9 protein-coding genes and 1 pseudogene are annotated in these 13,551 nt (G+C 60.6%); all 10 read left to right on the top strand.

The annotated features are described in order from the left end of the window. Positions 1–7: 7 nt before the first annotated feature. The 10 genes and pseudogenes from ACFQDL_RS10845 (at position 8) to ACFQDL_RS10800 (ending at position 13,495) form a co-directional block, all read left to right on the top strand. The gene (locus ACFQDL_RS10845; protein ID WP_379909031.1) at positions 8–691 is read left to right on the top strand and encodes a hypothetical protein; all 684 of its coding nucleotides are present in this window, start codon (positions 8–10) and stop codon (positions 689–691) included. Next, a complete protein-coding gene (locus tag ACFQDL_RS10840) occupies positions 691–3,114 on the top strand; it encodes an ATP-binding protein (protein WP_379909030.1) in 2,424 nt (807 codons plus the stop codon). The genes ACFQDL_RS10845 and ACFQDL_RS10840 overlap by 1 nt, the downstream gene beginning before the upstream one ends. Further along, complete coding sequence (locus ACFQDL_RS10835) at positions 3,111–4,487, top strand: sigma-54-dependent transcriptional regulator (RefSeq protein ID WP_379909029.1); 1,377 nt, start codon at positions 3,111–3,113, stop codon at positions 4,485–4,487. The genes ACFQDL_RS10840 and ACFQDL_RS10835 overlap by 4 nt, the downstream gene beginning before the upstream one ends. A 235-nt stretch (positions 4,488–4,722) precedes the next feature. Further along, a complete protein-coding gene (locus ACFQDL_RS10830) occupies positions 4,723–6,078 on the top strand; it encodes an ABC transporter substrate-binding protein (RefSeq protein ID WP_379909028.1) in 1,356 nt (451 codons plus the stop codon). Positions 6,079–6,242: 164 nt separating this feature from the next. Beyond that, positions 6,243–7,904 carry an ABC transporter permease gene (locus ACFQDL_RS10825; protein ID WP_379909027.1) on the top strand — a complete coding sequence of 554 codons (1,662 nt, stop codon included), beginning with the start codon at positions 6,243–6,245 and terminating at the stop codon, positions 7,902–7,904. 14 nt (positions 7,905–7,918) lie between these two features. Next, on the top strand, positions 7,919–8,998 hold the full coding sequence (locus ACFQDL_RS10820; RefSeq protein WP_379909026.1) for an ABC transporter ATP-binding protein: 1,080 nt from the start codon (positions 7,919–7,921) through the stop codon (positions 8,996–8,998). Positions 8,999–9,075: 77 nt separating this feature from the next. After that, a pseudogene (gene pyk, locus ACFQDL_RS10815) lies at positions 9,076–10,523 on the top strand (pyruvate kinase). A gap of 31 nt (positions 10,524–10,554) precedes the next feature. Further along, positions 10,555–11,883, top strand: coding sequence for a phosphopyruvate hydratase (gene eno / locus ACFQDL_RS10810; RefSeq protein ID WP_379909025.1), 1,329 nt, complete (start codon positions 10,555–10,557; stop codon positions 11,881–11,883). Positions 11,884–12,013: 130 nt separating this feature from the next. Continuing rightward, positions 12,014–12,766, top strand: coding sequence for an acid phosphatase (locus tag ACFQDL_RS10805; protein ID WP_379909023.1), 753 nt, complete (start codon positions 12,014–12,016; stop codon positions 12,764–12,766). Between the two features lie 99 nt (positions 12,767–12,865). Further along, positions 12,866–13,495 carry a histidine phosphatase family protein gene (locus ACFQDL_RS10800; RefSeq protein WP_379909022.1) on the top strand — a complete coding sequence of 210 codons (630 nt, stop codon included), beginning with the start codon at positions 12,866–12,868 and terminating at the stop codon, positions 13,493–13,495. Positions 13,496–13,551 lie beyond the last annotated feature (56 nt).

Genomic DNA, 13,551 nt, shown 5'->3' with positions numbered 1-13,551 from the left:
CGGTCTGGTGATCGACTTTTTTGCCCTGTCGTTACAGCCCCGCAATCCGCAGATACGTCTTGGCTATCCAGCCCCGACCAGCGTGCTGCCGGTCTGTGCCGCGCTGATCCGTGGCGCCTCGGTACCGGACAATGGCCGTCTGTTCCTGCGCTATTTGTTGTCGGCGCAGGGACAGCAAGTGCTGCTACAGCCGGAGCTGAGTCGTTATCCCATCGATGGCCGGATACTGGCCGGCGTGCCCGATCATCCTCTGAGCCGGCACCAGCCTCTGATTACGGAGAGATACGACTACGATGCCCAGCAGTCGCGGCTGCGCTACGAGCTGGTGAACGCACTGTTCGACCAGCTGATCACCTTCCGGTTGCAGGAGTTGCAGCATTTCTGGCATCGCTACCACGAGACAGCGATGAGGCTTGCCGACGACAGTAACCCTAAATGGCAGGCCGATCTGGCGCGGGCCCGGGAACTGGCGACGACAGTGCCGTTTTCCGCTGAACAACTCGGCGATGAGCGCTTGCTTGGTCAGTTCGCGCGTTACCAGCCGGGTATCCCGCTGACGTCCGAGCAGCAACGGCAGCAGGACCGTTGGCGCCGGGAATCTGCGGATCGGCTCGAGCAGGCGCTGCGACTGTTACGCGGGATTGCCGACCGCCGGGCGGTGCAGGATGCAACTGAAGAGGGGGCGGATTGATGGATTCGCCGCTACACAGCGCTTCAAGGCGCTGGGGCTATAGCCGGATCGGCCTGAAGGTCTTCGGGGCCTTTCTGGTCGTGACCTTGGCCACACTGCTGGTCGCGGTTTCCGCCTGGCTGGCCTTCAGTCATGTCAGTGAGCGGATGCAGGACATCAGTGAACACCAGCTGCCAGTGATTTCAAAGGCGGCACATTTTGCCGAAACCGGCGGGCTGATTATCGCCACGGCGCCGCGCTTGCTGACGGCCAGCTCCAGTTGGGAACAGGAGAGCATCTGGGTCGAGTTGGAGACGCAGATGCAACAGCTGGAAACGCTGTTGCCGCCTGAGCCGGCAGGGGCGGCAGCGTCTGCGGGTCTGCCGCGGCCGGTGGTCGAATTGCTGGCAAGCATACGTCGCAATCTGCAGTCTCTGAACGAGAATGTCAGCCAGGGCTTCGACCTGCGTAGACTGAATCGCGAGCGTTCGGAATCCCTGCGCTGGACCCACGCCGGCTTTCTGGACGAGATCGAGCCGATTCTCGAGGACAGCCGCTTCAATACCCAGGTCGCGATGGAGCGGCTGGTCAGCAGCGAAAACCTGCGCAATGCCGCCCAGGTCAAACAGTCGATTCTCCATGCCATACGGATTCGCGATGTGCTGATGCAGGTGAATGCCGATGCCAATCTGGCCGTGGGACTCACATTGCGCGGTGCCAGCCAGCAGACCGCCATGGATATCAGTCACACCCTCCAGTACCTGGGGGAGATCGAAGACCGATTGCGGGAAAGCCTGCTGCTGCTGCAGACTGAAGAAAGCACCATTTCGCTGCGCCAGGCGGTAGATGCCATTCTGAAATTTTCGGGCGGCGACGACAGCCTGCCAGGGCTGCGACTGAAAGAACTCGGTCTGCAGCAGCGCAACATGGATCTGCTTAACGAGAGCAAAGACCTGATCCGCGAACTCAAGCGCTTCATCTCCGAGCAGGTCAGCCGCTCGGAGACCGCCGCTTTGCAGGCTTCCGCCCAGGCCAAGCGGTCGGTCGAGCGCGGCCGGGCCCTGCTGGTCGTGATGTTGATGCTGGGACTGCTGGTGGCCTTCGTGGTGGGTTGGTTCTATGTTGGGCGCAATCTGCTGGGACGCCTGAACCGGCTGCGCAACCATATGGCGGCTATCGCCACCGGCAACCTCGAGGTCGAGATCGACGATCGGGGCAGTGACGAGATTACCGAGATGGCCAAGGCGCTGGTGGTGTTCAGAAATACCGCCATCCAGGTAGAGAATGCCAATGCCCAGTCCATCATCGACAATGCCTTGGTCGGGCTGGTCAGCACTGACGACCGGGGCATTATCGAGTTTTTCAATCCCAATGCCGGCCAGCTCTTTGGCATCGAAGACGCACAGGTGATCGGCCGGCGGTTCGACGAGGTATTTCTAGAACAGCACTGCCGTGAGGTGCTGGATCTTGAGGGGCTGGCAGACACTGCGGTGCCCCAGGTATTGGAAATGGTCGGCCGACGCCAGGACGGCAGCCAGTTTCCGCTGGATCTCAGTCTCGGGGTCTATCACCGGCGCCAGAGCCGGAAATTCCTGCTGACGCTGGTGGACGCCACCGAGCGGCACGAAGCCCAGGCGATTCTGGAACAGCGTATCGCCGAACGCACCGCTGATCTGCAAAGTGCCAACCAGCGACTGGTCAGCGAAGTTCATGAGCGGCAGCGAACCGAAGCGGAGCTGCGCAGTGCTCATCAGGAGTTGATTCAGGCGACGAAACTGGCCAGCCTGGGCCAGCTCTCGGCGAGCATTGTGCATGAACTCAACCAGCCCCTCAGCGCCATCCGCTACAGTGCGCACAATGCCCTGCAGTTGCTGGAGCTGGATCGCGGCGACGAGGCCCGGACCTGCCTCGAGAAGACCGAGAAGCTGGCTGACAAGATGGCCAAGATCATCAATCATCTCAAGGTGTTTTCGCGCCGTGCCGCAGACGTACTGGAGCCGGTAAACCTGACCGAAGTGATCAACAGTGCGCTGTCGCTGTTCGGCCAGCGTATTAGGCGTATGGATTGCCGGCTGGTGTGGGATGAAAGCCGCAGCTTGCCCGAGGTCTTGGGCGATCAGATTCGGCTGGAGCAGGTGATCGTCAATCTGCTGGGGAATGCGCTCGACGCCATGGAAGGAACGCAGCAACCGCAGCTGGTCATTGACAGCCACGAAGATGGCGAACGGCTGATCCTGAGAGTCTGCGACAGCGGGACCGGCATGTCGGACGAGGTGATGGCCCAGATGTTTGACCCCTTCTTCACCACCAAGGCGACGGGCCAGGGGCTGGGCATGTCGATATCGCAGAAAATCATCCGTGAGTTCGGCGGCGAGTTGAAGGTGGAAAGCCAGCCGGGGCAAGGTACCCGGATTCATTTGACCCTGAAGCACACAACAATATGACGACAGAGAGCGACAGACAGGTCCTGTTGATCGAGGACGAACCGGAAGTCCGGGAGGCTGCGCGGCTGACGCTGGAGCTGGCGGGCATGGCGGTGGAGTCCTTCGAACGGGCGGAGGATGCCTTGGAATGGCTCGGCGAGGACTATCCGGGCATCGTCCTCAGTGATATTAAAATGCCGGGGATGGATGGCTTGGAGCTTTTGCAGCAGGTGCGCCGGCGGGACCCCGAACTGCCGGTGATACTGGTCACGGGGCATGGCGATATCGGCATGGCCGTGGAGGCGGTGAAGTCCGGCGCCTATGACTTTATCGAAAAGCCCGTGGCCCCGGATCATCTGTTGGAAGAGGTCAAGCGTGCCTTGCAGACCCGCGCCCTGATCCTGGAGAACCGCAGTCTGAAGCAGCAGCTCAGTGGCCGCAGCCGGATGGAATCGCGGATCCTCGGAGACAGTCCCGCCATGGTTCAGTTGCGGGCGCTGATCACCAATATCGCCGATGCCGATGTAGATGTGCTGCTCTTCGGCGAGACGGGGACCGGCAAGGAGCTGATCGCACGTACCCTGCACGACTTTAGTCATCGTCGCGACGGCAAGTTTGTTGCCCTTAACTGTGGTGCCCTGCCGGAATCGGTGATCGAAAGCGAACTCTTCGGCCACGAGGCCGGTGCCTTTACCGGTGCGCATAAACGCCGTATCGGCAAGGTCGAGTACGCCCATGGCGGAACCCTGTTTCTCGACGAGCTCGAAAGCATGCCGATGCATCTGCAGATCAAGATGCTGCGGGTCCTGCAGGAACGCTGTCTCGAGCGCTTGGGCGGCAACGAGAGCATCCCGGTGGACGTGCGGGTGGTGGCCGCCACCAAGCGCGATCTGCTGGAGGCCTCAGCCGCCGGGGAGTTCCGCGAAGACCTCTATTACCGCCTGAACGTCGCCACCATCGCCATTCCGCCGCTGCGGGAGCGGCTGGACGATGTGCCTTTGCTGTTCCGCTGTTTTCTCGAGCCCGCCGCCCAGCGCTTCAACCGCCCGGTACCGTCCCTCAACGGGGATCAGGTCAGTGCGCTGATGGCCAGCAACTGGCCGGGCAATGTGCGTGAGTTGCAGCACGAGGCTGAACGTTTCGTGCTTGGCATCTCCACCCGTCTGGCATCCCGCGGGTCCGGCCTCGCTACGTCGAACGAGGGCGGCACCTTGGCCAGTCTGCCAGAGCAGTTGGCGGCTTACGAGAAACGCTTGCTGTGCGAAGCACTGACGCGTAGCGAAGGGCGGATCACTGACGCGGCCGAGCAACTGGGCATTCCGCGCAAGAAAATGTATCTGAGAATGCAGCGCCATGGCATCGAAAAGGCCCGCTTTGCGGTCGACGGGGACTAGCTCTCTCAAGGTATTCGTGGGGATCCGGCTGACGGGTCAAAAGTGACACGTCAGTTCTTTCCGGAGCGTGTTACAGTTGACCCAACTTCTGTCGATCTGTCTTTCTCTAAAAATATAAAGTTATTTATATTCAATAAGATAATGGTTTTTTTGTGACTTGGTACAGCCCTTGCTGTTAATCAGGCTGTCTCCCGCACTAGACGGGGATTCTTGAACAACCAAGGAGCTAACAATAATGAAAAAACTGTTCTTCCAATCGAGAAAACTGATGGCTGTTTCCGCCCTGGCGGCTGCGGTCGGGAGCCTGTCGCCCCTTGCCCTGGCGGCGGACGGCAAGCTGGTCGTCGTCACCTCCTTTCCGTCCGATCTGACCAAAATCTTCAAGGCGGCGTTCGAAGCCGAGAATCCCGGGATTGAGCTGGAAGTGCTGAACAAGAAAACCAGCGCCAGCATCAAGTACATCGAAGAAACCGCCGGTAACAACAAGAGCGACTTGTTTTGGGCGTCGGCCCCGGACGCCTTCGAGGTGCTGAAGGGTAAGGAGCTGTTGGAGCAGTACCGGACCCGGGCCACGGGCATCCCCGAGACCATCGGCGCTTTCCCGATTCACGATCCGGACGGCTATTACTCGGGCTTTGCCGCTGCCGGCTATGGCATCATGTGGAACGAGCGCTATCTGAAAGCCAAGAACCTGCCGGCCCCCGCCGAGTGGAGCGATCTGGAAAAACCGGTCTACTTTGAGCATGTGGGAATGTCGGCCCCTTCCCGTTCCGGCACCACTCATCTGACGGTGGAAACCATCCTGCAGGGCGAAGGCTGGAACGAAGGCTGGGCCACGCTCAAACGCATGGCGGGCAACTTCAAGTCGGTCACAGAGCGCAGTTTCGGGGTTCCCGACGGCGTCAACAGCGGCAATTTCGGCATTGGCGTGGTGATCGATTTCTTCGGCCTGTCCTCCAAGGGCGCGGGCTTCCCGGTGGAGTTCAAATATCCTTCGACCACGGCGCTGGTACCGGCCAATATCGGCATTGTCAAAAATGCGCCAAATCGCGAGTCGGCGGTCGATTTCATCGAATTCCTGCTCTCCGACAAGGGACAGGAACTACTACTGGACCCGAAGATCCGGCGCCTGCCGGTGAATCCAAAAACCTACGAAAAGGCGCCGGCCGGCTTCCCAAACCCCTTCAATGACGGCGAGCTCAGCGCTTCGCTGCACTTCGACTTGGATACCTCCAAGAGTCGCTACAACCTGGTGAATGCCCTTTTCGACGTGATGATCACCTATCGCATGGACGATCTGCGTCGGGCGACCAAGCAGATTCACGATGCCGAAGCGATGTTGGCCAAGTCGCCCAATGTCGAGGCTGCGCAGATGGTTGGCAGAGCCAAGGATCTGATCGCCCAGATTCCCGTGACGGAAGACAAAGCCGCGGATCCAGAGTTTCTTGCCGCCTTCACCAGCAGCCGCAAGAAGGCGACCGACAAGACCACTGGCCGCCAGGCCGAAATCGAAGCGATGTGGGACGAGTTCGCCCGCAACAACTATCGTGAAGCGGCCGCGCTGGCCGAGCAGGCCCAAGAGTTGCTGTAAAGGGTTCCGCTGAAAACCTTCTTGGCTGAAAACGGAACAGCCTGCATGGGCTGTTCCGATGACGCTTCCCGAATACGTTGAGGTTTTATATGACAAGCGTATCCGCTTCTCGTAAAGGCAGCCTTCGCCTGCCGGATTTCTCTGCAACCCAGTGGGGGCCCAGTATGGTCGCTGCGCTGATCGGGTTGTTCCTGATGGTGGTGCTGATACTGCCGGTGACCAAAGTCATTTATGTGGCCTTTCAGGACCCGAATACTGGCGCCCTGACCATCAATAACTTTATCGACTTTTTCAACGCCGCCCTGTTTCGGGAGTCCTTCGTCAACTCATTCTACGTCTCGGCCATGTCGGTGGTCTTTGCCACCCTCATCGCCATGCCGCTGGCCTATTTCACAACTCGCTTCAATTTTGCCGGCTCCGCATTGATTCAGACCCTGGGCGTTATTCCGCTGATCATGCCGCCCTTCGTAGGCGCGGTGGCGATGCAGCTGTTTTTCGGCGGCAACGGCAGCGTCAACCTGCTGCTGGATCAGTACTTCGGCTTTACCCTGCCCTTTATGGATGGGCTGAACGGCGTGATCTTGGTGCAGTCGGTGCATTTCTTCCCTTTTATCCTGATCAACCTGTCCGCCAGTCTGCAGAATATTGACCGCTCCATGGAAGAAGCGGCGCTGAATCTGGGCTCGAGCGGCATGCGTCTGTTCCGCCGCATCGTCTTTCCGCTGGGGATGCCGGGTTACCTGGCCGGTGCCTCGCTGGTGTTTCTCAAGGTCTTCGACGATCTCGGCACGCCGCTGCTGCTCAACGTCAACAACATGCTGGCGCCCCAGGCTTACCTGCGGATCAGCTCGGTGGGCATCTCCGACCCGATCGGCTATGTGATCTCGGTCATCCTGGTGCTGTTCTCGGTGTTTTCCCTCTGGGTCTCCTTCCTGGCAATGAAGGGCAAGGACTACGCCACCACCCAGAAAGGCGGCGGCGGCCTGCTGAAACGGGACCTGAGCCGCTGGGAACGTATCGGCTGTTACGCCGTGATACTGGCTATTCTGGCCTTCGTGCTGGCGCCCCACATGGCGCTATTCCTGCTGTCCATCGGCTCGGTATGGTCCTTTAGCCCGCTGCCCGACGGCTTCACTCTGGCGCACTATGCGGAGGTTTTTAACGGGGCACTGGGCTTTATCACCAACACCCTACTCTATGCGGGCCTCGCCGGGCTGATCGATGTCATCCTCGGCACCGCCATTGCCTATGTGGTCTGGAGAACCAAGATCTGGGGCGGCAAGGCGCTGGACTTCATCGCCATGGGCGCCGTCGCAGTTCCCGGCGTGGTGCTCGGCATCGGCTACCTGCGGATGTTCTACGGTGTGGAAATGCCATTCAGTGATGTTCCGCTGGCGACCTTTTGGGGCGTGATCGTGATTGCCCTGGCGGTGCGCAGGCTGCCCTATGCCCTGCGGGCCTGCGTCGCGGCCCTGCAACAGGTATCGGTGTCGCTCGAGGAGGCGGCGGAAAGCCTCGGCGCCACCAAGCAGCGCACTATTCGCAAGATCGTCGTGCCACTGATGAGCGGCGGCATCCTGGCCGGCTTCGTCACCAGCTTCGCGACCGCGGCGGTCGAGCTTTCGGCCACCATCATGCTGGTATCCAGTGAGACCGACGCCCCGCTGGCCTACGGCATCTACGTCTTCATGCAGTCCGCCGCCGGGCGCGGGCCAGGCGCTGCCCTGGGCATTATCGCCGTGGTTATCGTCGGACTCGGCACCTTCGCTTCACACAAAATCATTGAACGCAGCAAGCGCGATTGCGCCGGCTGCAGCGAATCCTGAAGGGAGCAAATGTCATGTCTATCAAGAGTCAGTCCAAAGGCGTCAAGATCGAAAATGTTTGCCTCCACTTTGGCGATACCGAGGTGCTGAAGGGGGTCAACCTGAATATCGAGCCGGGCGAGTTCTTCGCCTTCCTCGGCCCCTCAGGTTCCGGCAAGTCGACTCTGCTGCGGGCGATCGCCGGTTTCGGCCCGGCCCCGAGCGGCCGCATCCTGATCGGCGATCAGGACATCACCCACCTTCCGCCCTGGCAGCGAAATGTCGGCATGGTTTTCCAGAGCTATGCCCTTTGGCCCCATATGACCGTACGTAAAAACGTTGCCTTTGGGTTGGAAGAGCGCAAAGTCCCGCCGCAGGAGATCGACCGCCGGGTCAGCGAGGCGCTGGATCTCGTCGGCCTGCTGCCATTGGCTGGACGCCGGCCATCGGAACTGTCCGGAGGCCAGCAGCAGCGGATTGCGCTGGCCCGCACCGTGGTGGTCGAACCGCGGGTCCTGCTGCTGGACGAGCCCCTCTCCAACCTGGATGCCAACCTGCGGGTGCAGATGCGCCGGGATATCCTCAAACTGCAGCGCAAGCTTGGGCTGACGACGATTTTCGTCACCCATGACCAGGAAGAAGCCAATACCACCTCCGATCGCATGGCGGTGCTCAGCGACGGCGTGATTCAGCAGGTGGGCCGGCCACTGGAGCTTTACGACCGTCCCGACAACCGCTTTGTCGCCGACTTCCTCGGTTCCGCAAATATTCTCGACGGTGAAATAAAGGCCTCGCAACAGGGGCCGCTGTTTGTCAGCCGCAACGGCCTCCAGTTGCCGATCGGATCCGCCCAGAGCGGACCGGGCAGCCTGGTGTTCCGGCCCCAGAACACCAGCATTCAGCGTGGCGAGACGCCTTCGGCCAGCAGCTTCTGCCTCCGTGGCAAGGTGGTCTATCGTGAGTTTCTCGGCAGCCTGATCCGCTACGGCATCGATGTCTGCGGCCACCTGGTGGCGGTCGACGAGCTGCACAGCACCGGCAAACAGCACATCGAGGAGGGCGCGGAGGTCTCCCTGAATGTGGCCATGGAACAGACTGTCCTGGTAACGGCCTGAACCGCAGTACAAGGGCCCCTAACAACCCCTGCGGGGGCTTTGGCACGCGCAAGAGGCTTCCTTACAGAGACCCAATCATGACAAGAAGAACCAAAATCGTGGCCACCCTCGGCCCTGCCACCGACGATTCCGGAGTGCTGGAGCAGCTGCTGCTCGCCGGCGTCAATGTGGTACGTCTGAACTTCTCCCATGGTCAGCCGGCAGACCATCAGGCCCGGGCTGAGCGGGTCAGAACGCTGGCCGCCCGGCACGGCCTTTATGTGGCGATACTGGGCGATCTCCAGGGACCGAAGATCCGCATCGCCCGCTTCCGCTCCGGCAGTATCCCGCTGGGCGAGGGCGATCGTTTTGTGCTGGATACCCGTCTCGACAAAGGCGCCGGCGACCGCTCACGGGTTGGCGTCGATTATCCACAGCTTGCTGACGACTGCCGTCCGGGTGATCAGCTGCTGCTGGACGACGGCCGCCTGCAACTGGAGATCGAAAGCATCGGCGACGGCGCCCTGCACTGCCTGGTGACGATGGGCGGCACCCTATCGAACAACAAGGGCATCAACCGTCTGGGGGAGGTCTTTCCGCCGCCGCCCTGACGGACAAGGATCGTCGGGATATTCGTACCGCCGCCCAGATCGGCGTCGACTACCTGGCTGTCTCCTTTCCCCGTGCCGCTGCCGATATCGAGCAGGCCCGGGCGCTGCTGGAACAGGCCGGCGGACAGGCCGGCCTGATCGCCAAGATCGAGCGGGCGGAAACCGTCAATGACCCAACGGTGCTGGAACAGATCATTCAATGCGCGGACGGCGTGATGGTGGCGCGCGGCGATCTCGGCGTCGAAATCGGCGACGCCGAGCTGATGGCGGTACAAAAACACCTCATCGATCGGGCGCGCAAGTCGAACAAGGTGGTGATTACCGCCACCCAGATGATGGAGTCGATGATCCAAAACCCGCAGCCCACCCGCGCCGAGGTCTTTGATGTCGCCAACGCGGTACTGGACGGCACCGACGCGGTGATGCTGTCGGCGGAAACCGCGTCGGGTCGCTATCCGGTGGCCGCGGTGGCGGCGATGGACCGGGTGATCCGCGGTGCCGAGCGCCATCCTGGCAGCCGCAAGTCAAAACACCGTGTCCACCAGCAATGCAGCGGTATCGACGAGTCTGTCGCGTTGTCGGCTATGTATGCGGCCAACCATTTGGAAGGCGTCAAGGGCATCATCTGCATGACCGAGAGCGGCTATACGCCGTTGGTGATGTCGCGTATCCGCTCGCCGTTGCCGATCTTTGCCTTCTCCGGCAATCCGCGTACCCAGAGCCGGGTCAGCCTATTCCGCGGTGTGCAGTCGGTGTCTTTTAACAGCGACCAGCTGCCGAACGAGGAGGTGAATGCTCAGGCTGTCGCCGAACTCGAACGGCTGGGGGTGGTGGCCCCGGGCGATCGTGTCATCGTCACCAAGGGCAATTACGTCAACGCCCAGGGCGGCACCAATACGCTGAAAATCCTCACCGTCGGCGACAACATTCAGTGAGCCTGGACATGGCGGATCAAGGGAGCAAGAAATGAGAGAGATCGTTGATATCAGGGCGCGCGAGGTGATCGACTCGCGCGGCAACCCGACCGTCGAAGCCGACGTGATCATGGCTTCCGGTGTGATCGGCAGCGCCTGCGTGCCGTCCGGCGCATCCACCGGTTCCCGCGAAGCCCTCGAGCTGCGTGACGGCGACAAGTCCCGTTACCTGGGCAAGGGCGTGTTGAAGGCAGTTGCGGCCGTCAACGGTCCGATCCGTGACGCGCTGCTAGGCATGGATGCGGCCGACCAGCGCGCGCTGGACAACAAGATGCTGGCGCTCGACGGCACCGAGAACAAGTCGAAGTTCGGCGCCAACGCCATCCTCGCGGTCTCCCTGGCGACAGCCAAGGCTGCAGCAGCCGAGAAGGGCATTGCGCTGTATGCCCATATCGCCGAACTGAACGGTACCGCCGGTCAGTACTCGATGCCGGTGCCGATGATGAACATCCTCAACGGCGGCGAGCATGCCGACAACAACGTCGATATCCAAGAATTCATGGTACAGCCGGTCGGCAGCCCGAGCTTCGCCGAAGCCCTGCGCTGCGGTGCCGAGATCTTCCACGCGCTGAAAGCCGTGCTCAAGGCCCGCGGCCTGAACACCGCTGTCGGTGACGAAGGTGGTTTCGCGCCGAACCTGGGGTCCAACGAGGAAGCCCTGGTGGTGATCCGCGAAGCGGTCGAGAAGGCCGGTTACGCGCTCGGCAAGGACGTCACCCTGGCGCTGGACTGCGCCGCCTCCGAATTCTACAAGGACGGCAAGTACGACCTGGCCGGGGAAGGCAAGGTCTTCGACTCCGAAGGCTTCAGCGACTTCCTGGCACAGCTGACCGAAACCTACCCGATCGTCTCGATCGAAGACGGTCTGGACGAGTCCGACTGGGCTGGCTGGGCTTACCTGACCCGCAAGATCGGCAGCAAGGTGCAGCTGGTCGGCGACGATCTATTCGTCACCAACACCAGGCTCCTTAAGGAAGGTATCGAGAAGTGCATCGGCAACTCCATCCTGATCAAGTTCAACCAGATCGGTTCGCTGTCCGAGACCCTGGATGCGATCAGGATGGCCAAGGGCGCCGGCTACACCGCGGTGATCTCGCACCGCTCCGGCGAGACCGAAGACAGCACCATCGCGGACCTGGCGGTCGGTACCGCCGCCGGCCAGATCAAGACAGGGTCTTTGTGCCGCTCCGACCGTGTCGCCAAGTACAACCGTCTGCTGCGTATCGAAGAAGAGCTCGAGGAGTGCGCGCCCTACTCGGGGCCTGCGGTAATCGGGCGGCAGGCTGATTCAGGCGAAGACTCTGAGGCGATCGAGATTTAGAACCATGCCAGTCACATAAGCGATAAAGCAAAGGAGGTACTGGGAAAGAAAAAGATAAATCACGTCTTCAGAAAATCGCCCATCGAGACCGATGGGGCCTGCTATGGATATTTAATTGGAGTTTAAAATAATGAAAAGAATAATCTCGATGTTGGACAAAAATCTTCGCTCGGCCGTGCTGGTGGCTTGCCTGACCTCGGTGGCAACGGTTCCCGCGGTGGCTTCCGACGTCATGGAGGGGGCTGTGATCGTCAAAGGGGTCAAGGTCTATATCGATCCGGCCGAATTCGACTCGACCCGCTTCCTGCCGCCGCCGCCGCAGGGCCTTTACGACGAAGAGGACATGCGCACAGTGGTGCGCTGGCAGGAGCTGCGTACGCCGGAGATGGAGAAGCAGGCTCGGGATGATTCCGAGCAGAGTGTGTTTCGCTGGGCCAATATTCTGGGGCCGGAATGGAACGAAGACAACTTTCCGATCGCCAAGCAGTTTTTCAAGCAGGTTTACAAGACCGAAAGCAACCTGAACAAACAGGGCAAAGGCAAATGGAATCGTGAGCGGCCAGGGTCGAAAAACAGTGATATCCAGGCGGTCAGCGAGTTCAAGAATTACGGCTCCTACCCCAGCGGCCACTCCGCATTTGCCCATTTCACCGCTATCGTGCTGGCCGACATGATTCCCGAAAAGCGTGAGGAAATCATGCAACGTGGCTGGGAAAAATCCTTTGGTCGCATGATCGGAGGCGTGCATTATCTCAGCGACGTTGAAGCCGGCCGCATGCTCGGCGCCATCTGCGCGGTGATGGTGCAGGACAACCCTGCTTTCAAGGCGGATTTTGAAGAAGCCCGCGCAGAGGTTCGCAAGGGCCTCGGCTTGCCTCTTTAAACTGACGACGCCTGCCGTCAGCAGGCTGCTGATGGCGGGTTTTCAATCTCGATCGGGAGGCTTCTGGAGCCGAAGGCTCTCGGCCTTTGGAGACGACAAATGGCGATCATACATCTGGTGCGGCACGGGGAAACCGAGTGGAACCTGCAAGGACGCATGCAGGGGCAACTGAACTCGCCCCTGACAGAACTCGGTAAACGCCAGGCGACCCAGCTCGGCGACAAACTGGCTCAATACAGCTTCGATCATGCACTTTGCAGCAGCAGCGGCAGAACGCAGCAGACCGCAAAAATGATACTGGAGGGGCGCGTCATTCCGTTGCAGACCCGGGACGAGCTGCGGGAAATAGGCTTGGGCGCCTGGGAAGGACAGGCCAAGCAGGACATCAAACGCCGCGATCCCGAGAATTACTGGCATTTCTGGCACCGTCCCGATCTCTACCGCCGGACGGAAGGTGGCGAGAGTTTTTCGGAGTTTATGTCCCGCGTGTCGCAAGCTTTTAACAATATTGTCAGACAGTACCAGGGGCAGGAAATACTGGTCGTCACCCATATGGTGTTCATCAAGGCTCTGCTGACCCTCCAGAGCGGACGGACGCTTAGTCGGTTATGGCTTCCGCCGCAGGTGGATAACTGTTGCCACTGGATGGTGCGAAAGCAAGTACCTGGTCGTTACGCACTGACGGATATGGGGGCCCTGTCAAGGGCTGAGGCTGGTACAGCGGGCTGAGTCCGTCCTGCCATTGTGGTCGAATGGGCGGTACAGCGATACCGCCCGGGGAAATG

This window comes from Marinobacterium aestuariivivens (genome assembly GCF_042661465.1).
GTDB lineage: Bacteria > Pseudomonadota > Gammaproteobacteria > Pseudomonadales > Balneatricaceae > Marinobacterium_A > Marinobacterium_A aestuariivivens.
This window is presented reverse-complemented; position numbering and strand designations above follow the sequence as displayed.